The organism is Mucilaginibacter antarcticus (assembly GCF_042686155.1).
Taxonomy (GTDB): domain Bacteria; phylum Bacteroidota; class Bacteroidia; order Sphingobacteriales; family Sphingobacteriaceae; genus Mucilaginibacter; species Mucilaginibacter antarcticus.
The window spans coordinates 22790-45902 of record NZ_JBHUON010000005.1 but is presented as its reverse complement, the minus strand read 5'-3'; the positions used below and the strand labels follow the sequence as shown (position 1 = coordinate 45902).

Annotated in this window: 25 protein-coding genes; 2 read left to right on the top strand and 23 right to left on the bottom strand. The window is 42.0% G+C overall.

From position 1 onward, the window contains the following. Window positions 1-35 precede the first annotated feature (35 nt). From ACFSYC_RS05965 to ACFSYC_RS05950, 4 genes are all read right to left on the bottom strand, one after another. Window positions 36-1895: a hypothetical protein gene (locus ACFSYC_RS05965; RefSeq protein WP_377124546.1), complete on the bottom strand. Its 1860-nt coding sequence runs from the start codon at window positions 1893-1895 to the stop codon at window positions 36-38. A 25-nt stretch (window positions 1896-1920) separates the two neighbouring features. Further along, entirely contained in the window at window positions 1921-5019 is a 3099-nt protein-coding gene (locus ACFSYC_RS05960) for a tetratricopeptide repeat protein (RefSeq protein ID WP_377124544.1), read from the bottom strand. A gap of 261 nt (window positions 5020-5280) precedes the next feature. Then, window positions 5281-5643, bottom strand: a complete 363-nt coding sequence (locus ACFSYC_RS05955) for a response regulator (RefSeq protein WP_377124542.1) — start codon at window positions 5641-5643, stop codon at window positions 5281-5283. 180 nt (window positions 5644-5823) lie between these two features. Next, on the bottom strand, window positions 5824-8760 hold the full coding sequence (locus ACFSYC_RS05950; RefSeq protein ID WP_377124540.1) for a M16 family metallopeptidase: 2937 nt from the start codon (window positions 8758-8760) through the stop codon (window positions 5824-5826). A gap of 225 nt (window positions 8761-8985) precedes the next feature. On the opposite strand from ACFSYC_RS05950, the gene ACFSYC_RS05945 reads away from it, so the two are divergent. Further along, on the top strand, window positions 8986-9648 hold the full coding sequence (locus tag ACFSYC_RS05945) for a porin family protein (RefSeq protein ID WP_377124538.1): 663 nt from the start codon (window positions 8986-8988) through the stop codon (window positions 9646-9648). A 62-nt stretch (window positions 9649-9710) separates the two neighbouring features. On the opposite strand, the gene ACFSYC_RS05940 is transcribed toward ACFSYC_RS05945, so the two are convergent. The 4 genes from ACFSYC_RS05940 to ACFSYC_RS05925 all read right to left on the bottom strand — a co-directional run bounded on the left by ACFSYC_RS05940 (window position 9711) and on the right by ACFSYC_RS05925 (window position 12604). Next, the gene (locus ACFSYC_RS05940) at window positions 9711-10223 is read right to left on the bottom strand and encodes an RNA recognition motif domain-containing protein (protein WP_377124536.1); all 513 of its coding nucleotides are present in this window, start codon (window positions 10221-10223) and stop codon (window positions 9711-9713) included. 168 nt (window positions 10224-10391) lie between these two features. Further along, window positions 10392-10751 carry a response regulator gene (locus ACFSYC_RS05935; RefSeq protein WP_377124534.1) on the bottom strand — a complete coding sequence of 120 codons (360 nt, stop codon included), beginning with the start codon at window positions 10749-10751 and terminating at the stop codon, window positions 10392-10394. Between the two features lie 201 nt (window positions 10752-10952). Further along, window positions 10953-12173 carry a hypothetical protein gene (locus ACFSYC_RS05930; protein ID WP_377124532.1) on the bottom strand — a complete coding sequence of 407 codons (1221 nt, stop codon included), beginning with the start codon at window positions 12171-12173 and terminating at the stop codon, window positions 10953-10955. 98 nt (window positions 12174-12271) lie between these two features. Beyond that, entirely contained in the window at window positions 12272-12604 is a 333-nt protein-coding gene (locus ACFSYC_RS05925; protein ID WP_377124530.1) for a YMGG-like glycine zipper-containing protein, read from the bottom strand. Between the two features lie 193 nt (window positions 12605-12797). On the opposite strand from ACFSYC_RS05925, the gene ACFSYC_RS05920 reads away from it, so the two are divergent. Continuing rightward, a complete protein-coding gene (locus tag ACFSYC_RS05920; protein ID WP_377124528.1) occupies window positions 12798-14024 on the top strand; it encodes a multidrug effflux MFS transporter in 1227 nt (408 codons plus the stop codon). A 41-nt stretch (window positions 14025-14065) separates the two neighbouring features. Here ACFSYC_RS05920 and ACFSYC_RS05915 read toward each other — a convergent pair whose 3' ends face one another. The 15 genes from ACFSYC_RS05915 to ACFSYC_RS05845 form a co-directional block, all read right to left on the bottom strand. Then, a complete protein-coding gene (locus ACFSYC_RS05915) occupies window positions 14066-14749 on the bottom strand; it encodes an ATP-dependent Clp protease proteolytic subunit (RefSeq protein ID WP_377124526.1) in 684 nt (227 codons plus the stop codon). Between the two features lie 12 nt (window positions 14750-14761). Then, window positions 14762-15034 carry a hypothetical protein gene (locus tag ACFSYC_RS05910; protein ID WP_377124524.1) on the bottom strand — a complete coding sequence of 91 codons (273 nt, stop codon included), beginning with the start codon at window positions 15032-15034 and terminating at the stop codon, window positions 14762-14764. Beyond that, on the bottom strand, window positions 15015-15548 hold the full coding sequence (locus ACFSYC_RS05905) for an RNA polymerase sigma factor (protein WP_377124522.1): 534 nt from the start codon (window positions 15546-15548) through the stop codon (window positions 15015-15017). Before ACFSYC_RS05905 ends, ACFSYC_RS05910 begins: the two co-directional genes overlap by 20 nt. 91 nt (window positions 15549-15639) lie before the next feature. Further along, entirely contained in the window at window positions 15640-16071 is a 432-nt protein-coding gene (locus ACFSYC_RS05900) for a (R)-mandelonitrile lyase (RefSeq protein WP_377124520.1), read from the bottom strand. Between the two features lie 4 nt (window positions 16072-16075). Continuing rightward, window positions 16076-16468 (bottom strand): hypothetical protein, encoded by a 393-nt coding sequence (locus ACFSYC_RS05895; RefSeq protein ID WP_377124518.1) that lies wholly within the window; start codon window positions 16466-16468, stop codon window positions 16076-16078. 51 nt (window positions 16469-16519) lie between these two features. Beyond that, a complete protein-coding gene (locus tag ACFSYC_RS05890; protein ID WP_377124516.1) occupies window positions 16520-16681 on the bottom strand; it encodes a hypothetical protein in 162 nt (53 codons plus the stop codon). A gap of 178 nt (window positions 16682-16859) precedes the next feature. Continuing rightward, window positions 16860-17855: an MlaD family protein gene (locus ACFSYC_RS05885; RefSeq protein ID WP_377124514.1), complete on the bottom strand. Its 996-nt coding sequence runs from the start codon at window positions 17853-17855 to the stop codon at window positions 16860-16862. Window positions 17856-17873: 18 nt separating this feature from the next. Continuing rightward, window positions 17874-18647, bottom strand: a complete 774-nt coding sequence (locus ACFSYC_RS05880; protein ID WP_377124512.1) for an ABC transporter ATP-binding protein — start codon at window positions 18645-18647, stop codon at window positions 17874-17876. Window positions 18648-18657: 10 nt separating this feature from the next. Next, entirely contained in the window at window positions 18658-19458 is an 801-nt protein-coding gene (locus ACFSYC_RS05875; protein WP_377124510.1) for an MlaE family ABC transporter permease, read from the bottom strand. Window positions 19459-19657: 199 nt separating this feature from the next. Further along, window positions 19658-20362, bottom strand: a complete 705-nt coding sequence (locus ACFSYC_RS05870; RefSeq protein WP_377124508.1) for a DsbA family oxidoreductase — start codon at window positions 20360-20362, stop codon at window positions 19658-19660. A gap of 148 nt (window positions 20363-20510) precedes the next feature. Next, on the bottom strand, window positions 20511-20876 hold the full coding sequence (locus ACFSYC_RS05865) for a hypothetical protein (protein ID WP_377124506.1): 366 nt from the start codon (window positions 20874-20876) through the stop codon (window positions 20511-20513). A gap of 127 nt (window positions 20877-21003) precedes the next feature. Continuing rightward, window positions 21004-21369 (bottom strand): hypothetical protein, encoded by a 366-nt coding sequence (locus tag ACFSYC_RS05860; protein WP_377124504.1) that lies wholly within the window; start codon window positions 21367-21369, stop codon window positions 21004-21006. Window positions 21370-21428: 59 nt separating this feature from the next. Continuing rightward, a complete protein-coding gene (locus ACFSYC_RS05855; protein WP_377124502.1) occupies window positions 21429-22331 on the bottom strand; it encodes a hypothetical protein in 903 nt (300 codons plus the stop codon). Window positions 22332-22393: 62 nt separating this feature from the next. Further along, a complete protein-coding gene (locus ACFSYC_RS05850; RefSeq protein ID WP_377124500.1) occupies window positions 22394-22879 on the bottom strand; it encodes a nucleotidyltransferase in 486 nt (161 codons plus the stop codon). A gap of 3 nt (window positions 22880-22882) precedes the next feature. Then, window positions 22883-23065: a hypothetical protein gene (locus ACFSYC_RS05845; protein WP_377124498.1), complete on the bottom strand. Its 183-nt coding sequence runs from the start codon at window positions 23063-23065 to the stop codon at window positions 22883-22885. Between the last annotated feature and the right edge of the window lie 48 nt (window positions 23066-23113).

The following is a 23113-nucleotide window of genomic DNA, read 5'->3' as shown; positions in this document are numbered from 1 at the left end:
ATTAACCATTCACCACTCACTATTCACCACTCACCTTAAAAGCTATAACTAGCGCCGCCAAAGATATTGAATCCGTAGTCAGGATAATATAGCCAGGTTTGATTTGTTCCGTTTAATAAATTATTCACCCGGCCAAATACAGAAAACTGTTTGTTGATCTTATACTCAACACCACCGCTTAAATCTGCAAACGACCCGATCTGTGAAGTGATAGGCGCCGGCGGGGCGGTTTTGTAAGTCGCTGTAAACAACGCGTCGTTTTGCTTATCAGTTGTCGATCCTCTGAATACCAATGTGCCATTGATTTTCAACTTTTCGTTTATGGTGATAGATGTACCTGCGGTTAGCCTTAACGAAGGCAAGTTCCAGGCTTTTGCTTCCGACGCCATTTTGTAATCTTTAAATTCGGCACGGCCAAAAATATTGAAGTCTTCAGCAAGCTTATAGTCTAGCTCGGCATTAATACCGGTAACGGTAGCATCGCCATTATCATAGATAATGCCAAACCGGTTTTGGCCGGCAGCAAAGTTAAAGTTACTCACCATTAGCGGCATATCTTTTACAATGTTTCTAAACACATCGGCTTTAAAGCCTAAGCCAGGTGCAAGTGTACCTTTAAGGCCTGCGCTAACGTCAAGCCTGTCTACCGAGTTTTTTATACGCAGGTTTTTGCCCAGAAAAGGGTTGATGCCATAAAAATCGCGCAAGCTCGATTTGTTTACATCGCCTTTGGCCTCAACAAACAAACGTACATATTTAGGAATGATCTGGTATTCTGCCTTGGCAGCCGGCAAAATGTTAAAACGTCCGGCGAAGCCAAACTCATTAACAATATTTACACCCGCGTCAATCTTATAATTTTCGCCCTGAAACTTAATGTATGGGTTTAACCTTACAACGTTATTGCTGAAAGAGTACAAAGAGTCTTTTTGCGAGCTCAGATCTAAAGACACACCTAAGCCGGTATAAAACTCGTTAATGGTTTTATTAATAAAGCCCGATACAACAACGTTATTCTCGCGCGCTTTAAATCTGTCGCCAAATAAATAACCTTTTAACTTAAGCGCGTAAGTAAAATCATTCTCTACATCTTTGTAGTTTTTTACCAGTTCGCCCTCGCCTTGCAAGGTGTTAAAGGATTGGTGGGCGCGGTCTAAAAACGCAGGTTTAGGGAACACCGGCGTGCCATAAAAGTAGTAACCATTGTTGGTGTATGATAAGCTGCCACTCAAAGTTTGCTCGGCGCCAATGCTTTTACCAAATACCCCAAGTTCTTCGCGGTTGCTTTTTTGTTGTTCTAAAGAGCCCGATTGTGCCAAATGCCTAACCCAGCCACTAACCTGTAAAGCCTCGTCTTTGCCGTTGCCAAAGTAGCCCTCTACAAATGTTGTTTTAAGGTTACCCAAACCGGCGCGAACGATGTTGTTATACGGAATGCTATCTGCCGTTACGGGAAGCTGCATGGCATCCAGTTGTTTAATTTCAGAGTTTTGCTCTAAACGTTTGTCAACCGGGGCGTAAATTAAGGGTGCTTTATATGGTGTCTTATCTTCCAGATCAGGGTTACGACGAATCTTTACCGCATCAGCCAGCAATGGTTTGTAGGCTGTAGTGATGATGATCTCTTCGGCCAAGCTACCGCCTTGTGTGGCTTGGTTAGTGCCGCCCGTACCGCCTTTTTTGGTGGTATCGGTAGCGTTTACTTTAGCTGCTGCTTCGCCTAGGGTCTTAGCTTCGGTGGCTTTTTTAGCCGGTGTTATAGCAGGCTTAGCGGGCGCTTTTGCCGCAGGTTTAACTGTAGTCTTTTTGGTGGTAGTTTTCTTTTGCGCGTTAACCGGAACAAAGTATAATACCATGATCAAAGTAAACAGCGTGTAGGTGTATTTCAATTTCATGTGCTTGTCGTCCTTTTATCCTCTATTACGGTTTTTTATTGGTACTGTCTTGTTGCATTTCAGTGCCGGTTGCAGGTACAAGCGCTTTAGCTTTGCTACCCGGAGATAGCCGATCCATTTTTTGCTGGGCTATAGCCAGTATGTCGTCATCGCCTTTGTAATTGTCTAATACACTTTGCAGTGTTGCTTTTGCCTGGTAAGTTTCTTTAGTGCCTACATAGTTGTCAGCTAATAATATAAACGTTTTAGCTACCCAGTAATCATAGTTAGACATCTCTTTAGCAATTTCTAAACAAGTTTTGATAGATGTTTTGTACTGACGTTTTAAGTATTGTATGTTAGCCAAGTTGTATTTAGCCTCGGCAGCAGCAATTGTCTTGGTGTTTGATACGGTGTAGTCAAACTCGTTAACCGCGGCGGTGGTATCCCCTTTTTGCAGGTATGCTAAACCGGCGTAAAGGCCTGTTTTAAACTTGTCTTCCTGCGCGGTTTTCTCGTTAGCACGTACCAGGTTAACATATTTCAACACATCGTCTGCAGCGTTGAGCTTTGAGTAACTCAGCAATAAGTTGTTAACCGCAAAAGTATAATCTGCTTTATATTCAGAGTTGATCTCCAGCTTTTTCAGGAACGGGATAGCGTCATTATATTTCTTTTTGTTGATATACAACTTAGCCATACTGATCAATGATTTCTCGGTAGCGCCGCTGGTCCAGTCGTTTAATATTACATTATAATCCATCACCGCTTCATCATCGCGTTTTAAGCCTACAAGTGCTTCCGCACGCCTAAAGCGCGACTCTTTCTCGTAAATGGGCTTGCCCGGGAACTTATCAAAGTATGCGTTCACCGCGCTAACCGTACCCTGCCAATCGCCGCGCAGGTACACGTTGTTAATTGCAGTGTACATAATGTTTTCCTGCTCGGCAGATGTGTAATTGCCAATAGAAGTGCCGGTAGCGTAGGTAATAAAGGTTTGCGCGTCGCCTTTATCGGTATAGATCTTTTCTACCTGCTTAAGCGCCTGTTTAGCTTCATCTGTTGATGCATAATCTTTTACCACCTGTTTAAATGATTCAACAGCCAGGTCATCATTACCTGCGTTGTAGTCTATCAAGCCAATGGTAACCAATGCACGTGGTATATAGCTGCTACGCGGGTATTTTTGTACCATGGCTTGCAGCAGAGCTTTAGCGTTGTCACCGTCATTTTTAACAAAATAGGTGTAAGCTATTTCGAAATCTGCATCATCAGAGTAATCAGAATTAGGGAACGTGAACAGCAACGCTTTTAAAGTATTTATCTTGGTATCAGGGGTGCCCTGCAAACCCTGTATCATAGCACGCTGAAACAATGCGTAATCCTCGCCCTTAATGTGGTTATCAATAATGCGGTTATAATACTCCAGCGATTTGTCATAGCTTTTCAAAACAAAATAACTATCGCCCAGGCGGGTAGTGGCATCATTAATGGTATTACGATCTTTCTCTTCGCCATTTAAAAAGCGTTGAAAGTAGGTAGCAGCCGTACGATATTTTTCGCCATAAAAAGCGGCATAAGCCAGGGCATAGTTAGCATAATTAAACACCGGTGTCTCCGGCGCTTGTGGCATATCTAAAAAGTCCTGGAAAGTTTGTACCGACTCGGTATACTTACGTACTTCGTACATCGACTCGGCCATCCAGTAGGTGGTAAGGGCCTTTATTTTTTTGTCGGTGGGATTTTTTAGCGAACGTAAAAATATACCTATAGCGTTCTCAAATGCACGCTCGTTATAATATTCTAAACCGCGGAAATAAGTTACCTTTTGGTAAGCTATCAGCGCGCTTTGCGATTTATTTTGAATAGGCTCCAATATCTCAACCGCTTCCTTATAGTTTTTAGCATTTAGTAAAACCTCGCCTAATAGCACTTTGGCTTCGTTAAGGCGCGCCGAGTTTGGATAGTTTTTAAGGTAAGTACGGGTAGCATCAAGCGCCTGGCTGTTAAAATCAAGTTCGTAAGATAGTTTAGCGTATTGAAATAAGCCATCTTCCTGCAATTGCTTGTCAAAAGATAGTCTCGAAGCATTGAAGAACGCATTGCGTGCGCTTTGCTTGTTGTTCATCTTCAGGAAAACTTCGCCTAATGTATAACTACCGCTTTGGCTATAAATATCTTGTCTTTCAATTAGTTTTTCAAGCTCTTGTGCCGCTTTGGCGTTGTTGCCTACCTTGTAGTAGGCGTAACCCATTTGGTAGCTGTCTTGCGTGTTTTGGGTTTTCCCCTGGTCGCGCGTTTCAAAACGATCATAGTACTTTACCGCATTGTCGTAATCTTGTTTAGCAAAGTAAGACGCGCCGATAATGCGTAACATCTCTGTCTCGTTTTGCTGCTTGGTAGTATTAAGTATAGGGATAGCGTAGGCCAAAACATCATCATAACGCTTATCTAAAAAGTAAACGGCGCTAATGTAGTAGGGGTAGCTGTTAATGTATTTTTTTGAGTTTTTAAGCTTCTCAAAGTTTACCAAAGCCAATTGATAATCTTTATTCAGGTAGGCTATGTAAGCAAAATAATAAATAGCATCGTCTGTAAACTGCGAGCGTTTGTTTTTAACCTCGCCGAACAAGACCTGCGCGTTGGTAAAATCATTAAGGGTAAAATAGGCGTAACCTTTGCGAAATTTGTATTCGGTATTATCGCGTCCGCTCAATTGGCCGGCAGTTATCTTATCAAACCAAACCAGGCTCTCTTTATACTTGCCTTGTTTCGAGTAGGTGCGGCCTATCTGGTAGATAGACAATTTAGCTAAAGGATTTTCCGGATGCTCGCGGATAAAACGCAGAAACATGTTCTCCGCATCGTCATTACCCAGCTCAAGCGCGCAAAGAGCAATATAGTATTGCGCATTTTCTTTAAGCAGCGATAGTTCGGTTTCAAACTGAGGCTGATTGCTGGTTTTTAATTTATAATTCATTACCAGCTTGTATTGCGCCGAGGCAGCGGCAAACATGTTGCGCTCTAACAGATCCGTACCGGTGTGATAGTAACGGTAAACCTGGAACGATGGATTTTGCTGTGCAAAGGTGTTTGTGGTAATGAAGAAAAGTAAAAGTAGTATGCCGTATTTCAAGTTGATCATAAGACGCGTAAAATAGTGGTCGCTAAATTAGCTAATCGTAAAAAGGCAATCCACATAAGTAATTAACATTTTGTGGAAAACATCTGTTAAACGTAAATATTACAGAGGATGGTATGCGTGTTGACAAGTTATTTAGCTATTAGTTCGTTACTCTCTGGTTCATTGGTCATTAGTTTTTGACATCGCGAATCAATCAGGACATAAAAGAAAAAGGCCAGGCAAAACGCCTGGCCTCATTTGATTAGTTACCTAATGACTAAATTATGCTGCTAATCTTTTTTCTACAGTTTGTATCAAAACCTCTATATCAAAGGGCTTTGCTATAAAATCATCGGGGTTGCCATTTTTGGTAAAACCTTCTGTAATAGTATGGCTTGCAGACAACATTATAACTGGTATATCGTGTGTTTCCATCTTAGCTTTAACCTTACGACAAAGATCTCTGCCGTCCAAATTACCCAACATTATATCCAGGATAATCAAGTCCGGGTGCACTTCGTTTATTTTTTCAAATAGGTGCTGCCCATCTGCCAGTGTTTCCACCTCATAACCAGAGTCTTCTAAAATTAATTGGATGATCTCTAATATGTCTTTATCGTCATCAACTGCTAATATCTTTTGCATCTCCATCATTAAATCTCCTATAAATAAAAAGGTACAGGAATATGTATTGACTTGTACAATTCCTATACCAATTATTGCAAATAAATATTAATAAATTTCTACTAGCTTAAAACGTAGGTAAAATAATTTAATTGAGGCTTAAATTATTTTACCTACGTATTTTATGCAGTACACTTGCGGTTAATACCCAAACAGTAATTTCATATCAGGTTTTATTAGTTCGCCATATTGTTTAAGGTCTTTGTCGCTTACACGTTTATCTGATGCTACTATACAATAGGTGTACGGTTTGCCTTTTAACGTTTGGTCGTGGAAAGCGTTTATCTGGGCAAAGCTTAATTTATCAAGGCTCTCAAAGGTTGTTTTACGTGCGTCGTAATCTAAGCCTAACCGTTGCGCTGCCAGGAAACTAAATAATATGCCATCCTGCGTGATCCGCTCCGTTTCGATAGATTTACGCATGTTCTCCTTAGCATCAATCACTGCTTTTTCAGATTCAGGCATGATGTTCAATAATTCGTTCATGCTAACTATTGATTCATTTAACTTATCAGCCTGGGTACCAACGTAGCTCATAAAGTAATACTGATCCTCTTTTTTGCTTGGCGATGAATAAACCGCGCCGGTGCTGTAAGCCAAAGCTTTTGATTCGCGGATGGTTTGGAAAACAACCGAGCTCATACCACCGGTACCAAAGTAGTTGTTAAACAATTCAATTTTTGGTGCCTGGGCAGCATCATACGCGCCTTCGTTACGGATCCAGTAAATCTCAGCCTGCACCATATCGTAATTGGCGAATAATACGCGGTTAGCATCAGTATTAATACGTTTAAAATCTTTCTTAGCGGGGTATGCTGCAAACATGGTCGGTGTTTTGTGCAATGCCGCTAAGCTGGTTGCAGCTGCTTGCGCGGTTAGCGGGCCGTAGTATAACTCGGTATGTTTGTAGCTGTTCAGGCTATGCAGAATTTTGATCAGGTCGTCGCTGGTGATGGCATCTATCTCGGCGTCAGTTAATACATTGTTAAACGGATTTGATTCGCCATACTGCGCATAGCTGATCAAGGCCTGCGCTATCGCGCCTTTGTTCAGTTTAGCGTTTTCGCGCGATTTTTTTAGTCGCCCTTTTAGTGCTGTAAGCGCTTCTTCATCAGGCTGGCAATTAGCCAACAGGTCCTCATAAAGTTTAACCGTAGCAGCAAAGTTTTCTTGCAAACCGGTAAAGCTCACCGTAGTCGACTCGGAAGCGGTACCTATATTGAAAGACGATGCAATTTTGTAAAAACCTTTGCTAAAGTCTTCGGCAGTTTTGGTTTTTGTACCCAGGTACTGTATGTATTGGGCAGCAATAGGTAACAGCTTATTGTTCCAGCTTCCCATTTCATAGCGGAAGTATAGGCGGAAAATGCTGTTGTCTTTATTTTGCACGGCCAGCAATTGCGCGCTGCCTGCTTTTGCACGTTGAATATCCTTCTGGAAATCAAGCCAAACGGGCTTAACCGTATTGGCCGGTATGCTGCCAATGTGTTGTAAAAATGTTGACTGAGCGGTATTATTAACATCAACCGGGGTAATGGCCGGTTTATCTATCTTCTGAATGTTTTTATCCTCGCCCTGGTGTTTGTAAACTATAACATAGTTGTTTTCATTTAGATACTTATTAGCAAACTCAACAATTTGGGCTTTAGTGATTGTTGAAAGTTCGTTTACAGTAGCTATTTCTGTTCGCCAATCGATGCCTGTGGTAAAATCGTTTTGCAGGTTATTAGCGCGGTTGCTATAGCTTTCGTTCCCTTCAATAATTTCTTTTTTGGTATTATTTACGATGGATTTAATCAAATCGTCAGAGAACTCTCCCCTGCGTAATTTAGCTAATTCGCTAAGCATTAATGTGCGTACATCATCTAATGACTGTCCTTTAACTGGGTTACCTCGCATCAACAACACACTGTAGTCTTTCAGGTTGTATGATCCGGCGCTAGCGCTCAGTAACTTTTGTTTCTTCACCAAATCGAGATCAAATAAACCTGCTTTACCATTCGTTAGCATTGATCCCATCAGGTTCAATAAACGGGCGTCGCGTGTGCTGGCACCCGGGAAACGGAAAGTGATAGTTAGATTCTCGGGATTGGGTCCGTAAACATCTGCCTTGATAGGGCTGGTAATTGGCACCTCCGGTTTAAAAGTGTAAGCCGGTACCGGCTTAGCTTTCATGAAACTGAAGGTTTGATCAATTTTTTTAATTACCACATCAGGATTAAAATCACCCGAAAAAATTACGCCCATGTTGTTAGGCACGTAGTAGGTATAGTAGTAATTGCGGATAGCATTTAGCGACGGATTTTTTAAATGCTCAACCGTACCAATTGTAGTTTGCTTGCCGTAGTTGTTATTAGGAAATAATTTTTCGAAAGTAGTTTCAATAACCTTACGGCCATCGTCGTCAAGCGTACGGTTCTTCTCTTCGTAAACAGCTTCTAATTCAGTATGGAAGATGCGCAACACCGGGCTGCGGAAACGCTCGCCTTGCAAAGCCAAAAACTTGTCAAGCGACGCACTTGGAATATCGTCTGTATAAACGGTTTGCTCAAATGATGTAAAGGCATTGGTGCCCTGGCCGCCCATGGCTGCCATCATTTTATCATATTCGTTAGCAATGGAAAATTTAGCGGCCTCGCCGGATGTTTTGTCTATCTCTTTGTAAATCTGTTTTCGCTTAGCCTCGTCGGTAGTTGAGTTGTATTGCTCATATAAAGCGTCGATTTTATCTAACAGCGGTTTTTCTTTGGTCCAATCTTGCGTGCCGTACTTGTCTGTGCCCTTAAACATCATGTGCTCCAGGTAGTGGGCAAGGCCGGTATGTGTCGCAGGGTCTGTTTTGCTGCCGGCTTTTACAGCAATATAGGCCTGAATGCGTGGCTGTTTGTTGGTTGGACTTAATATAACGGTAAGTCCGTTTTTTAAGGTGTAGAATCGAGAGTGGGTAGGGTCGCCGGTTACATATTTGTAGGTGTACCCTGCAGCTGTTGCTTGTTTCCAGGTAATAGCGGTCTGCGCGTACGTGTCTGTTACCATTAAAGACAGCGCCAGGCCGATGAAAAATAATTTGTGTTTCATGTTAGCGAGAATAAGGACCTAATATATCTATAAAAATTGAATTGGAAAACGTTGTGCTGCTTAAAAATGCAGGTGGCTATTTGGCTTGCCAAACAATGCTTCTGACGTAAAATGCGTCAAATGGTTACAGGTTTTTGCTGTGCGGTTTAAAAATATCGCCGTGCAAATAAACCTTCGCCGATACGCCTGCTCTAAAAACCATAATTAACATTATAAAACATCATTATGAAAAAGATTTTCCTTTCAGCGATATGCCTGCTGCTCGTAGCAGGTTCCGTCAGCGCGCAGCGCAGATATGCCCGCGCGCCAAGAAACAATAACTCGCGGTCATACACAGATTTTTATGGGCCTAAAATTGGTTTGAAGATAGGGGCGAGTGTTGCCAATCAAACCAGTTCGGGCTATAACAATTACAGCACCGGCAGTATTTTAGGGCTTAACGCGGGTTTAACGCTTGATCTGCCCATTATCTATCCGTTGTCGTTTGCACCTGAGGTTTTGTATTCTCAAAAAGGTTATGAGGCAACCACTGTTAACGGCATCTACACAGAACGCACTCATTATATTGATGTGCCATTGCTGGCAAAAATTAAGGTAGCCCCGACGTTTAATGTGGTTGTCGGCCCTCAATTGTCCTATCTGGTATCTACTACTAACACTTATGATGATGGGTTCGTTACTTCTACAGAACATTACTATGAAGATAACGCCGGACACAAATCATACCTGGGTGGGGTAGTGGGTATAAGCTTTGACATCAACAGGTCGGTTGATGTGCACGCCCGATATACGATTGACCTGCAGAAAACGGATTATCGCGGCAATACTTATGCGCCTAACTACCGAAACCAGGTTTGGCAGTTTGGGCTTGGGTTTAAATTGAATTAAATTGAACTAAAAAGGCCTGATCATTTATCATGATCAGGCCTTTTATATATGTTTTTTACAGATTAGTAGTCTGAATTGCCGCCACGGTCTTTATTATAACCGCCACCGCCGCCATTACCACCACGATCGCGATTGTAGCTACCGCCGCCACCACCGCCACTGCTGCGATCTTTATTGTAGCCACCGCCACCACCGCCGCTGCTGCGGTCTTTGTTGTAGCCGCCACCGCCGCCGCCGCCGTAGCCACCACCACCGCTGTTACCGCCACGGTTGTAGCCACCGCCGCCACCACCACTGCCGCCGCGGTAACCACCGCCGCCAGCTGGTCTGTCGGTTTTTTCTTTGGCTTCGCTAACTGCTATAGCCTTGTCTAAAATTTCTTTTCCGTCAAGCGCGGTAATCGCACTTTGCGCTTCTTCATCGTTTGGCATTTCAACAAAGGCGTAGCATTTGCTGCGGCCTGTTTCGCGATCCATAATTACGTTAGCAGAGCCTACTTCGCCAAATGGTGCAAAAAGTTCGGTAAGGTCAGCAGCCTCGTATTGGTAAGGTAGCTTTGCAATAAAAATCTTCATCTAAAAAATAAGTTAATGAGTAGTATTTAGTTATAACAATAGTAAGCATTAATAATCAATTAAATAGTTTGCAACTAAAAAGATTACTTACGCAACTATCATCACAACGTGCCTATGTAAATATTGTTTTGAGCCGAATATAAAATATTACCAAAAAAATTAAGGATATTAAGAAATAAGGCCGTTAACTTTATCTACAAGTTCGGTAAGGTCAAAAGGTTTATTTATAATGGCATCGCAACCATAGCCCATCAACTCGTCATCGTGGTTAATGTATGCCGAGAAAATAATAACAGGTATGTCTTTGTACTGTGGATGGCATTTGATCTGCTTACACAGGTCCCCGCCATTTATGCCTGCTACCCGGTAATCCAGTATTACCAAATTAGGGTTAAATTCAGCCACCAAGGGCATTACGTCTTCGCCGTTAGACGTACTTTTAACATCAAACTTCTCGTAAGCAAGGGTTTCGTGAACAATTTCCAGGATATCCTGATTGTCGTCTAAGATTAAAATACGTTTTGACATGAATAGGTATTAATGCTTCGAAAACAACAAATGTAGTATAAAGGTAATCCGAAATTAAGCTCGTTGTGACTGCGTAATGTTTTCGAAATTATAGTCAAATATACTTTGATCAAACGAGAATTCCAACCCCGCTATCGTAATAATTAGGATACTTAATAATTAATTAAAAACAGCCATTCCATGCAATAGAGCTGCTTTTTGTTAAAAAGTCTCGCCCAGGTTTATGCGAATCGAGGAGTAATCACGGCTAAAACCATAGTCGATACCAATATTTGTGTCTGATTTTTTGTTGAATTTGATACGTAATCCTGCGCCCGCCGCCGGGTTAAAATATCTAAACTGCCTGCTGTTAGGCTGACTGGCCGAGTTAATATTTGCAAAGGCAACAAAACCCAGCAGGCCATTATTGGTGAGGTCGTATCGATACTCCGTTTCAAAATATAAAAGGTTTTGCCCGCGGTAACGATTTTGCTCAATACCACGACCTGAGCGTTGGTAGGGGTCCATGCCAATAGCCGGCAAATTTAAGTATGGCGTCCCCGACGAAAGCGACGACCAGTAGTAAAACCAAAATGCCAGCATATTTTTACGTGGGGTATTAGTGAGCGACTGGTATTTACGCACATCAACATATAACGACTGCCAATTATCATTGCTGCCCAGCGCCTTCATGTTATAACGGTAAATAATGTTAGCAAACCAGCCGGGTAGTGGGTTAATGGAGTTATTACGGGTATCGTACATTAAATTTATGACAGGGCCTGATGAGAACGAGTTTTTCTTAGCCTCGGTTCCAAACTGATAATTGGTGAAAGCTTTCAAATTTGAGCCGGATCCGTTGTCGCTTTCCATATCAATATAGTAATCTAAATAATAGCCAATACCTGCAAAAAAGTACGGGGTAATGCGTTTAAGCGCACTTTGATAAAAGCGCACATATTTATAATCAACCAAATATTTATTGTTAGACGACTGTCCGCCACCCAATCCCCAGGTATATTGTGGATACACCAGCAGACGGGTATCGCCTACAATGTTAAAACTGTTGTCTCTTAGCCAAATATTTGAGCGAATAGGTAAGCCGTAACGTCCTGTGAAGTTCAAATAAGGCGTAAAATTAAGGGATGACAAGTAAGTAGTTTTTTTACTGCCCAGGTAAAAGCCCGCCGTGGTAGAGGTTACCAGCATCCTACCATCAGTAGCTCCTGCTGAAGATATAGGCAGAAAAGAAAAAAAGATCTTTTTATTGTCGTCGTCAGTTATCTTCCGGCTGGGGATATCAATAATTGAGCGGCCAATGTCAATCAAATCCAGCTTATTTACCGTGTCTACTTGCCCATAACTTACAGCTCCGCTATCAATCTGCGCCCAAAGTAAGTAGGGAATAAAACAAAAAATACCTGTAAATAAACCTTTTATCATTTAAAAGATAACGTTGTTAAATGAGCTTTAATATAATAATAAAACACAAAAGCCCGTCTTTGCAGTAGCATAGACGGGCTTTATTTAAGCATCAATAGTTATTGCTTTGATTTCTTGTATACATAGGCATTTGGGTAATGGCCATGTTTTTTAAAGTAAGCTGCACGATAAGCGGCTTTACGTTTTTTCTCTTTTGCCTTAGCACTCTCGTTACCAATAATATAACCGGTACCGGCGCCAAGCCCTGCGCCAATTAAAGCGCCACCTGCATTTTTACCTATAATACCGCCAACTACGGCGCCACCGGCACCTCCAATGATGGCGCCTTTACCTTGTTCGCTTATTCCGCTTTTTTCTTGTGCTTTAGTAAGGTTTACTGATGACAGTAAAACTGAACCTATTAAGCCGCTATATATAATTAACTTTTTCATTTCTATTATGTTTAGTTATATGCATAGACTCAAATAACACGCCAAAGTTTAAAGCTACTATAAAACTAATTTTACAGGTTATAACTTTATAAATATGTATTTTATTCTATACAGTTTTAGTTTAAATAATTACCTTAAAATTACCCCAGCGTAATACATTAAAGCGATCTTTGCAAGCTTTTAAAGTTACTTTATGACTAAGCGGCGTTATTTTTTCACGGTACTCATTTTAGGGTCTCTCACAGCGTTAGGGCCGTTCTCAATTGATATGTATCTTCCGGGTTTCCCCGCTATAGCTAAATCACTTCATACTACTACGGCGCAAGTTTCGCTTTCGTTATCCAGCTTTTTTATAGGCTTGGCGGCGGGGCAGCTATTGTATGGCCCTTTGTTGGATAAGTATGGCCGCAAAAAACCTTTATACTTTGGCTTGGTACTTTATATGGTGGCATCTGTGGGCTGTTTTTTATCAACAAGTATTGAAATGCTGATATGGGTGCGGCTAATACAAGCTATTGGCGCTTGTGCTGCCGGTGTGGCGGCTATGGCTATGGTGCGGGATATTTTTCCGCTTGATCAAAACGCTAAGATATTTGCTTTGCTGATACTGATATTGGGTGCATCGCCCATGTTGGCGCCAACTATCGGCGGTTATGTTACCGAAGCTTGGGGATGGCATGAAATATTTGTCATATTGGGCTTAATGGCTTTGGCAATACTGCTGGCGGTTATATTCTTTCTGCCCGAAAGCTACAAACCCGACCCTGACTACTCGCTTAAGCCGGCACCAATCATCAATAGCTTTTTATCAGTTATTAAAGAGCCTCAGTTTTACACTTATGCCTTTACTGGTGCTTTCGCATTCGCTGGATTGTTTGTTTATGTTTCGGCATCGCCAATAGTATTTATGGAGGTGTTTAAAGTAAGCGCCAAAATGTACGGATGGATCTTCGCAATACTTTCAGTAGGTTTTATAGGCTCAAGCCAGGTAAATAACCTGCTGTTAAAGAAATTTAAAAGCGAGCAGATCGTCTTTGTTGCTTTAACTGTGCAGGTTATTGTGTCGGTACTATTTTTAGTAGGCAGCCTTTACCAGTGGTACGGTTTATACAGCACCATAGCCTTAATATTTGTTATGCTGTGCTGCGTAGGTACGGTTAGCCCTAATGCTTCGGCATTATCACTCGCTCCATTTGAAAAGAACGCAGGTACAGCATCGGCTTTATTGGGCGCTTTACAGTTAGGCTTAGGCTCATTAACCACCTTGGGCATCGGCATATTTGATAGCCATTCTTCAATTCCTATGTCGGCTATCATGGCATCCACGGCGTTTATGGGGTTGTTGATTTTGGTAATAGGGCGTAAGCGGATAGTGCATAAGGTGGAAGCGAGTGGGAGTGCGGGGATGGTGGGGCATTAAGTAAAAGCTGCCGGCCTGCCGGTCGGGCTCACAAAACTTACTTACGCTAACACTTCATCAATCACCCCAAACTCTTTGGCTTCACTGGCAATCATCCAGTGGTCGCGGTCGCTTACTTCTAAAACACGTTTATGGTCCTGGCCGCTGTGTTTGGCCACAATGTCGCAAAGCTCTTTTTTTACTTTTAAGATTTGGTTGGCGGTTATCTCAATGTCCGATGCCTGGCCTTGTACGCCGCCCAGCGGTTGATGCAGCATTACGCGCGAGTGGGGCAGGGCGCTACGCTTGCCTTTGGCGCCACCACACAGTAATATCGCCCCAAATGATAGCGCCATGCCGGTGCAAATGGTTGCCACATCCGGACTGATAAGCTGCATAGTATCGTAAATTCCAAAACCGGCATAAACTTCGCCACCCGGCGAATTAATATACATATGAATATCCTTCTTCGGGTCGGTTGATTGCAGGAACAGCAACTGTGCCTGCACAATATTGGCAATGTTAGCCTCGACAGGCGCACCCATAAAGATGATACGGTCCATCATTAACCTTGAAAATACATCCATTTGCGATACCCGTAACTCGCGTTCCTCGGTAATGTAAGGTGTCATAGCGGTTGGTATGGCGGATTGCGTTATACCGTTGATATAGTTGTCAACCCTGTCTTTTTGGACATAGCAATGCCCTACCGCAAATTTGCGGAACTCGTTTTTGTCAATATTCATAAAATTTGTGGTTTACTTTATACTAAACAGCTGCCTTATTTTTTCAGCAAAGCTGACGTGAGCGGGCTGTATAAACAGTTGCTGATGCACCTGTTCAATCTCTTTTTTTAACTGGCGACGGCCATATTGTTGTATAACGCCGTAAGCTTTTTGCTGCCACATTACTTTATCGGCAAGGGTATTGTCCAGCACCAGGCGTGCTTCAAATAACAGCGCGTCGCCGGGGTGAGTGGTGCCTTGCAGGTGCGCCTCTATCTGTTTGGTTTCATTCCATGAAGTCGTCATACACCAATGCTTTTTGTTTAACGGTTTCTCTAACTTTTTCCAAACACTTATATTTCTGCACCGTAGCGCTGCGGATGCCCGAGTAGCCAAAGCCTTCGGCTATTTCGGCGGGTGAAAGTTTATCATAATAAAAGCCTTTCAGCAGTTCCATACACTTTTGCCCTGCAGTTCCTAAAAAGCGCATGAGGCGTTTATTTGATGGATGTTCTTGATCTTCGTCCCATAGTTCAATGTCACCCAGCGGTACATTTTGGTTATTTTGGCGATACCTTTTAAGCCAAAGATTTTTTGCCGTGCCAACCAGGTAAGCAATGTCATTATCTAAAGTTGCTGACGGATTAACTAATCGCTCATAATAAACCACTAACGCATCCTGAAAAACGTCTTTAGCTTCGTCAAAACTGCCGCCCATGCGGCTGATATATTTGGCCACCACAGGAAACGCGCTTTTATATAAGCTGACAAAAAGGTGCTGCCGTTGTATGATTTTATTTTGACTATTGCTGTTTGGCATATCAAGGTCTTTTATACTATGTGCCTAAAACCTGGTAAGTATCACCTTTTATCTTAGATTTTATTAAAGCCAATTTACCGGTCTGCGATGGCTAGCTATTGAATGGGCTATCAAAACTATTGTATTCTTCGTCAGTGACAGGTTCTAGCCAGTCTACTACGCCAGTTTGCGCGTTTGTACTTATAGCTATATGGGTAAACGCACTATCAGGCGATGCACCATGCCAATGTTTAATTGCCGGTGGTATGGTAATCACATCTCCCTTTTTAAGTAACTGTATCGGTTTAACTACTTCCTGATAATAGCCTAAGCCATCAGTTACAATTAAAATTTGGCCGCCCGGGTGGGTGTGCCAGTTGTTACGTGCACCCGGCGCAAACACTACATTGCCTATAACGGTATTGAAAACCGAATCAAGCGGCACTAATGGGGTTAACCATGCCTCACCTGTAAAATATTCGGCAGGAACGGGCTGGCCTTTTGGAAATATTGGATTGATCTGTTGATTTTCTGAGTGACTCATATTGTTATTGTTTAACCGCTGTAACTTCTGATCCATCTTCGCCTTTAGTAGTAAACATCATTTGTTTGCCGTCTACGTTCTCGATGTAAAACGGAAACTCGCGAGTGCTGTTATCTGCCAGAACTTCTTTGTAGATAATATTGCGCCCCTCCAGCTTATACGTGCCATGCGACAGCACCCGGCCGTCCCAATGGATAATCAGGCTGTCTTTGTTTGTAAACTCGATATAAGGCTTCTCAATGCCTAAAGTAACTGAGCTTACACTATCCGGCGGACTGGCTTTTGGATTACGCACCCTGGTATATTTCCACTTGCCGTGCAAGGTTTCGGGTGTTATAGATGCGCCACATGATGCCAGAACTAGCGAAGCCAGAACAAGCAATAGTAAATTCTTCATCCTGCTAATTTACAATGCAAAATGGTTTTGCAACCAGCGTTGGTATAAAATTTACTTGTCGGACTTTTTCTGGGCTTGCTGTAAGTTTTCTTCGGCCTTTTTTACTTCGTCCTTTTCGCTGAGGGGATAATCTGTATGGACTTCGATAGCAGTTTTATCTTCAGGCTTTTTAACTGAAGCCTCGCTGTCTGTCGTTGATTTTTCGGTCGTCATTGTGGTTAAGTTTAATGTCGCCCTAAATGGGGTAACATTATATTAACCTATGAAATTAAAACTTGTTTCAACTAAGATCCACAGGACTTAACTACTGCAGGATTACAGCACTTTACAAAAAAAGCCGATGAGTTGAACTCATCGGCTTAAAAAAATATTTTGATCTTTCAATCCTGCTCTAGTTCTTATTAGCTTTCTTAATGCTGTCGGCCTTAGCTTTTGCTTTGTCTTTAAAAAAGCCTTTAAGGAAAAAGTTGTGTTGTAGAGCTTCCAGGTCATCATTTGCTTTAACCGATGCCTGTTGTAAATTGCCAACGGTGCTTTTTAATTTGGCTGCGGTTTCCTGGTCATTTAACAATACGCCGATTGCGTTATCTGTACGGTTAAATTTGTCTGTAGCTGTTTTTAAACTTTGGGCTGCATCTGCACCGCTGTTAGCGGCTTGCTCTAATTTAGTAGCTGCAGATCTAATAGACGCGAAAGTTGCTGTATCGGTTAGTAACTTGTCTGCAAGGCCGCCTTTGCTGTTCATTTTCGTGGTAAAACGCTCTAATTGCGCCGCTAAACGGGCTGCACTCTGGCTGCTTTTTTCAAAGTTACTCATAGCGTTTTTAAACTGGTTACCTACAACGCTATCGGCCATCAATGTACCTACCGTGCCCTCGCCTTTTAATATCTTGCGGCTTAAAAGTTTAAAGTCGCCGGTTATTGATAAAAGGTTTTGGTTGTTTTGCTGCAGTACTTTTAGCATATCATCGGTTGAGGTTATTTTTTCGGTTTGTAATACATCGCCTTCCTGAATGATTGGTGCCTGTGGGCTACCGCCATCAATAACAATAATTTTGTTACCTATTAAACCGTCTGACCCCATGTGCACGCCTGCATTACGGTGAACATATTGCTGCGACTTTTCGTCAATGCTCATGCCTACGTCTACCTGGCCGGGGCCGATAAAACGTATCTTGCTGATGCTGCCCACTTTAACACCCGAAAACCAAACGCTGTTACCGGTTTTCAATCCGGAAACGTCATCAAACACCGCGCTGATGTGTATGCTTTTTGAGAAAGTTTTAGACTGACTGCCCAACGTGAAAACGCCAACGATAAATACGATGAGGCCCAGGCCTAAAAATAGGCCCACCTTTATCGCGCGTTTATTTTCTGTTGTATCCATTGTAATATTGTTGTAAATCTATTTTATAAAATTGTAATCAAAAAATGGTTTTACCCTTGCATCATTTGTATCAAAAACTTCATCAAACGTACCCTGGCGCTGAAACTGCCCGTCAAGCAACATGGCTATGCGGTCGCCGGTTTGCTTAGCACAGGTAAGATCATGCGTAATGATGATGGACGACGTTTTATATTTTTCTTGCACCTCGTTAATCAGTTCATTGATTTCTATACACGTTATAGGATCAAGCCCCGCTGTAGGCTCATCATATAACATAATCTCGGGGTTTAATATCAACGTGCGGGCAATGCCAATTCGCTTACGCTGTCCGCCCGATAATTCTGACGGCATTTGGTTGATAGTTTGGCTTAAGCCAACTGCTTCAAGTACGCTTTCAACCGCGTCGTCTATTTCGCCTTTTGTAATTCCCTTACGGTTACGTACCAGCGGAAACTCCAGATTTTTACGAACCGTCATACTATCGTACAACGCGCTGTTTTGAAACGAAAAACCTATGCGGATACGAAGCTTTTGCAGTTCTTCCTCACTTATGTGGTCAATATTCTGGCCCAATACATTTACAGAACCAGCGTCGGCATCCAACAGGCCAGATATCACCTTTATCAACACCGATTTACCGGTGCCTGATCTGCCCAATACAACCAGGTTTTCGCCCTGAAAAAGTTCAAGGTCGACACCGCGCAGCACGTGGTAATCGTCAAAGGATTTTTTTAAGCCTTTGATTGTGATAACCGGGTTATTGTAATCTATGGGTGCCTTTGGTTTGTGCATGTGCTATATCTTATCTAAACCAACTGGTTATTTGTACAATAACAATCTCTTCAATAAATATTAAAAACATAGCCGTTACCACTGCGCCATTGGCTGCTTTACCTACACCTTCAGTTCCTTTGGTAGAGTAATAGCCCTGGTATGAGCCTACAATACCTATAGTAAAACCAAAAACTATGGACTTAGCCAGCGATGAGGTGAAATCTGTAAACGTCAAGGGGTCAAAAAAGCCTTGTACAAAAGTGTTTAAACTGGTTCCCTCGTTAACCGCTACATTAATGTATCCACCAAACATAGCAACGAAAGCGGTATAGGTAGCTAATATGGGTATGGTTAGGGTAGTGGCAATAACGCGGGTACATACCAAAAATTTAAAGGGCTTGGTGCCCGATACTTCCATGGCGTCAATCTGTTCGGTAACGCGCATTGAGCCAAGCTCGGCGCCTATGCTTGAGCCAACCTTGCCGGCAGCAATTAGCGCAGTAACCAATGGTGCCAGGGCACGCATAATAGCTATCGAAACCAATGATGGCAGCCATGACGTAGCCCCAAACTGCCCCAATGAAGGGCGAGATTGTTTGGTGAATATCAACCCTACGATAAAACCGGTCAAAGTTATCAGCGTAAATGAGCGCACACCAACCTCATAACACTGCCTTACTATCTCTTTAAATTCAAAAGGTTGCACAAATGCTTCCTTAAAAAACCGGATAATAAACTTGTGTATATTATAAAGACTTACTAAAAAAACACTGATTTTGCCTTTTCTAGCCTTTTTGAGTGGAGGAGTGGTGCTTATTTCGGTGTCCATTAATTGTGGTAAAGGTATCAATATGCAAGATAATTCCTGACTGTTTTGTGTAAAAAGTTAATAAAGCACTTAGTTGTTCCCTATAAAATTAATCAAATGATTAACATGCCAAATGTACATTTGTTTGTGTTAGCTCAAAGTCACAAAATGACAGGTTAATGGCCAGCTTATAAGATCATCCGCCTTGGAGCGCAACATATTAACAGCTGCCGCCTGGTTCGCAGCTGTCGCCTTCAATAACCTCAGGTTTGGTTTGCGGGTTAGCTGCTACCCATTCGGTATAAGCTTTTTCAATAGTTTGCACAAAGGTAGGTACTTCCTGTGCACCTGATATACCGTATTTATTATCCATCACAAAAAACGGGACACCACGTACGCCTAGTTGCTGCGCCTGCGCAATGTCTTGCTGTACGTTAACGGCGTATTTATTGCCGCTAAGCGTGTGATATACTTCTGCTTTATCCAAGCCAATTTGTTTGCCCAATTCAGCCAAAGTATCGTGGTCTGATATGTTTTTACCTTGCGTAAAGTAAGCGTTGAACAAGGCTTCTTCAACTTCATTGCCAAGGCTGTTTTGTTTCGCAAGGTGCGCAAAACGGTGCGCATCGAAACTATTAGCAACAATGGCTCTATCAAAATCGTAAGCCAAGCCAACCTGGGCAGCCATTTGGGTTACCTGCTCATTCATCTGTTTAGCATGATCTAAAGTAATGCCCTTGATATCTGCCAGGTATTGGTTGATATTTATGGTGGTATCAGTAACCAGATTGGGGTTTAACTGAAAGCTTTTCCATTCAATCTCAATGGCATCTTTATGCTCAAATTGTTGTAAAGCCAGTTCAAACCTGCGTTTGCCTATGTAGCAAAACGGGCACATTACATCACTCCAGATCTGTATTTTCATGGGGGCAAATTTAATTTTCTGCTTTCGACCCGGCGTAAGCTTAAAGTAAAATAACACGTACCCGTGTCATCGCTCCGTAACATCGGTTAAACAAAAAGGCCAGCACTAATTAAGTGCTAGCCCGTATTTTATTTAAATTGATGGATAACTATTTGTTGTTGCGCTTTAAAGTTGCATGTAGTGCCTTGCCTTCAACGTTGGCAGTAACCGTTACCGAGTCTTTGTAATATTTACCGGTATGATAGATAATGTACTTACCGGCTTTAACTGTAAAGGCAAACTCGTTACCGGCCAATATGCCATCAGCAATTGCCAACTCATTTCCACCCGGCGACTCTACCGTACCCGAAAGCTTTTCTCCGTTAACCTTAAAGTTGTAAACCAAGTCAATCTCGTCTTCACGGTTAATCATAACCGATCCGGTCCATTTACCGTTTAAACCTGCGGCAGCAGCAAAGCATACCACTAAACTACATAATACCAGTGCGGCGGTTGTTAAAACTTTTGTTTTCATAATGCTAAGTAGTTTTATTTAAAATTACTCAGCCCTTGTAAACAGAAAATTATCAACCTGTTAAATAACCAATAAGTTAACTTAAAGTTATCTGATATTATTAATTATAGGTTGCATTAATGTCAAGCTATTGTTTAGCTACGACCCGTTTCAATGTCGATTTTAACTTGGCGCCGTTTAGCAAGGCCGATACAACAACAGAGTCGCCATAAAATTTGCCCTCGCAAGGCACAGCATTATCGTTAACATCAACCTTAAAAGTAAAGTCTTTGTCTTTTATCTTACCGTCATATATCTCCAGCTCATCTTGTGGGGTTACAACGGTGCCGGTAAGTTTTTCGCCGTCAGCTTTAAACTGGTAAGTAACAGGGAAATTAGTCCCATCGCTCATTTTTATGTTGCCTTTCCATTTTCCGGTAAGGTCGGCAAGGGCGGCAAAGCAAATCATCGCAGCGCTTAACAGCATAGCGGTAATAAATATTTTTCTTTTCATTATTCAGCGTTTAATTAACCCTAAATTACATAAATATAATTGAAAGAAAGCAGATAGTGTTAATGAGTTTTGTAAGCATATATGGGTGCAAAAACACCCTCGCTTACGGTGTAAAATTTGCTGCCATCAGCGCCAAAACCAATAGCCTCGCCTTGTTTTTCTTGCTGATAGTTCGGTTCTTGCGGCATCCGTTTTAAGGTTTGCCATATTGATTCTTTCCCATCGCGTGTCCAATGGTAAATCTTCTCGTAGCTTTTTACCAACACCTGTTTACCGTCTTTAGATATATCGGCAGCGGTTATCCAGTTAAAGGGTTTGAATCCCTTAAAAAAGAGTTTGGTTCTGAATGTCATCACCACCGTATCCTTGCTTTTAAAAGCAAGCGGGGTGGTAAAAACACTTACCGAGTCGGATCTTTTAGTGATAATGTAGATCAGCTTTTCCAGCGGGTCTATCATCATAGCTTCGGCATCATCCGGTCCGTCAGGGTATTTTAAATGCATCGCGGTGGCAGTGCTATTCACATTTTTCTCCTTTATCGATGCAGCTTGTTCGGCCAGGCGGTAAATATTTATGCAGGGTCTGACTGACCCATTATCTCCAATGTCGCCTAAATAAACATAACTCTTTTTGCTATCAGGGCCGGGGCCGACAGCAATATCCTCTACGTCGTTTACCCCCTTACCTTCCGTAGGATCGCCATTGTAATAAATTGTACTAAGAAGCTTACCAGCTGACGATATAGCGAAAAACCTGCTGGTGTCGCCACTGTCATTGTGCACGTAAAATATGTTTTTATTGATAGACGATGCCGCTATACCAGAGATCTCATTCATCTCTTTAACTTGCAAAGTGCCGGTGATAATAATTTGATTGACCACGTGGCGATGCCTTGCATAAGCCCCAACAAACAACAGAAAAACAGCAGGGACGAGAATATTTAATTTTTTAGCGCGACTCATTCGGGGGACTTACAGTTTCTGCAAAAATAGTTAACTAATATAACGTGGCGGTTGGGATATTATTACGACGGGCTTTGATTGCGCAAGTGTTTGATCTTTTCCAGTTCAATTACATCTATTTGATCTTTTAGGCGATTTACTGCCTTTTTATTAGAGATGAGTTGGTTAATATGCAAAAAAGGAATTATGATGCCATTGATGTCAGCTATTGAAGCCTGGTTCAAACATTCGTCAAAAGTCAAATTTTCCAGCCCCTTCATTTCAGTCATGATATCCAATTCAATGTTTTGCCCCATTCGCAAACTACTCCATCCAGCTACAAACTGCATTGTTTCTATGGCGGGGTAATCAGGGTAATCTAAAGCGTTTAAACTTTTTCGTAAATTTTGACGATTAACAACTGTGTCTTCTAGCCAAATATCCAAATCATTGGTAGTGCGTTCAAAGCCATTTAAAAATGTGGCAAAGCCGCCCACCATGATGTAACGAACATTATAAGTGCTTAAGGATTGCCAAAGGTCCAGTATCTCATCGTCAAATACGTCCATCGGTTATTTATGGGTTATTCTGGCTTGTTTCAGCATCGCGTTGGTACGCAGCATTTGAGTAAAAGCGCGAAATTTTTCAATGTCGGGCCGGTTTAATTTCTTTATCAGACGTTCGTCGTCAGACTCATTTACCAAAATGATCTGTTTAGGTTTTTCGGTTTTTACTTTATTCTCTTCTGATGACATGCGGACTTAATACAATGCAATATAATACTTATCGTCTAAACAACAAAG

Bases quoted from the DNA above. Each gene is read 5' to 3' on its own strand.
- ACFSYC_RS05900 (WP_377124520.1), bottom strand. From the start codon at position 16,071: ATGAGTCACTCAGAAAATCAACAGATCAATCCAATATTTCCAAAAGGC.
- ACFSYC_RS05885 (WP_377124514.1), bottom strand. From the start codon at position 17,855: ATGGATACAACAGAAAATAAACGCGCGATAAAGGTGGGCCTATTTTTA.
- ACFSYC_RS05845 (WP_377124498.1), bottom strand. From the start codon at position 23,065: ATGTCATCAGAAGAGAATAAAGTAAAAACCGAAAAACCTAAACAGATC.
- ACFSYC_RS05860 (WP_377124504.1), bottom strand. From the start codon at position 21,369: ATGAAAAGAAAAATATTTATTACCGCTATGCTGTTAAGCGCTGCGATG.
- ACFSYC_RS05965 (WP_377124546.1), bottom strand. From the start codon at position 1,895: ATGAAATTGAAATACACCTACACGCTGTTTACTTTGATCATGGTATTA.
- ACFSYC_RS05895 (WP_377124518.1), bottom strand. From the start codon at position 16,468: ATGAAGAATTTACTATTGCTTGTTCTGGCTTCGCTAGTTCTGGCATCA.
- ACFSYC_RS05925 (WP_377124530.1), bottom strand. From the start codon at position 12,604: ATGAAAAAGTTAATTATATATAGCGGCTTAATAGGTTCAGTTTTACTG.
- ACFSYC_RS05920 (WP_377124528.1), top strand. From the start codon at position 12,798: ATGACTAAGCGGCGTTATTTTTTCACGGTACTCATTTTAGGGTCTCTC.
- ACFSYC_RS05870 (WP_377124508.1), bottom strand. From the start codon at position 20,362: ATGAAAATACAGATCTGGAGTGATGTAATGTGCCCGTTTTGCTACATA.
- ACFSYC_RS05910 (WP_377124524.1), bottom strand. From the start codon at position 15,034: ATGACGACTTCATGGAATGAAACCAAACAGATAGAGGCGCACCTGCAA.
- ACFSYC_RS05930 (WP_377124532.1), bottom strand. From the start codon at position 12,173: ATGATAAAAGGTTTATTTACAGGTATTTTTTGTTTTATTCCCTACTTA.
- ACFSYC_RS05905 (WP_377124522.1), bottom strand. From the start codon at position 15,548: ATGCCAAACAGCAATAGTCAAAATAAAATCATACAACGGCAGCACCTT.
- ACFSYC_RS05855 (WP_377124502.1), bottom strand. From the start codon at position 22,331: ATGAGTCGCGCTAAAAAATTAAATATTCTCGTCCCTGCTGTTTTTCTG.
- ACFSYC_RS05940 (WP_377124536.1), bottom strand. From the start codon at position 10,223: ATGAAGATTTTTATTGCAAAGCTACCTTACCAATACGAGGCTGCTGAC.
- ACFSYC_RS05915 (WP_377124526.1), bottom strand. From the start codon at position 14,749: ATGAATATTGACAAAAACGAGTTCCGCAAATTTGCGGTAGGGCATTGC.
- ACFSYC_RS05865 (WP_377124506.1), bottom strand. From the start codon at position 20,876: ATGAAAACAAAAGTTTTAACAACCGCCGCACTGGTATTATGTAGTTTA.
- ACFSYC_RS05955 (WP_377124542.1), bottom strand. From the start codon at position 5,643: ATGCAAAAGATATTAGCAGTTGATGACGATAAAGACATATTAGAGATC.
- ACFSYC_RS05945 (WP_377124538.1), top strand. From the start codon at position 8,986: ATGAAAAAGATTTTCCTTTCAGCGATATGCCTGCTGCTCGTAGCAGGT.
- ACFSYC_RS05875 (WP_377124510.1), bottom strand. From the start codon at position 19,458: ATGGACACCGAAATAAGCACCACTCCTCCACTCAAAAAGGCTAGAAAA.
- ACFSYC_RS05890 (WP_377124516.1), bottom strand. From the start codon at position 16,681: ATGACGACCGAAAAATCAACGACAGACAGCGAGGCTTCAGTTAAAAAG.
- ACFSYC_RS05880 (WP_377124512.1), bottom strand. From the start codon at position 18,647: ATGCACAAACCAAAGGCACCCATAGATTACAATAACCCGGTTATCACA.
- ACFSYC_RS05935 (WP_377124534.1), bottom strand. From the start codon at position 10,751: ATGTCAAAACGTATTTTAATCTTAGACGACAATCAGGATATCCTGGAA.
- ACFSYC_RS05850 (WP_377124500.1), bottom strand. From the start codon at position 22,879: ATGGACGTATTTGACGATGAGATACTGGACCTTTGGCAATCCTTAAGC.
- ACFSYC_RS05950 (WP_377124540.1), bottom strand. From the start codon at position 8,760: ATGAAACACAAATTATTTTTCATCGGCCTGGCGCTGTCTTTAATGGTA.
- ACFSYC_RS05960 (WP_377124544.1), bottom strand. From the start codon at position 5,019: ATGATCAACTTGAAATACGGCATACTACTTTTACTTTTCTTCATTACC.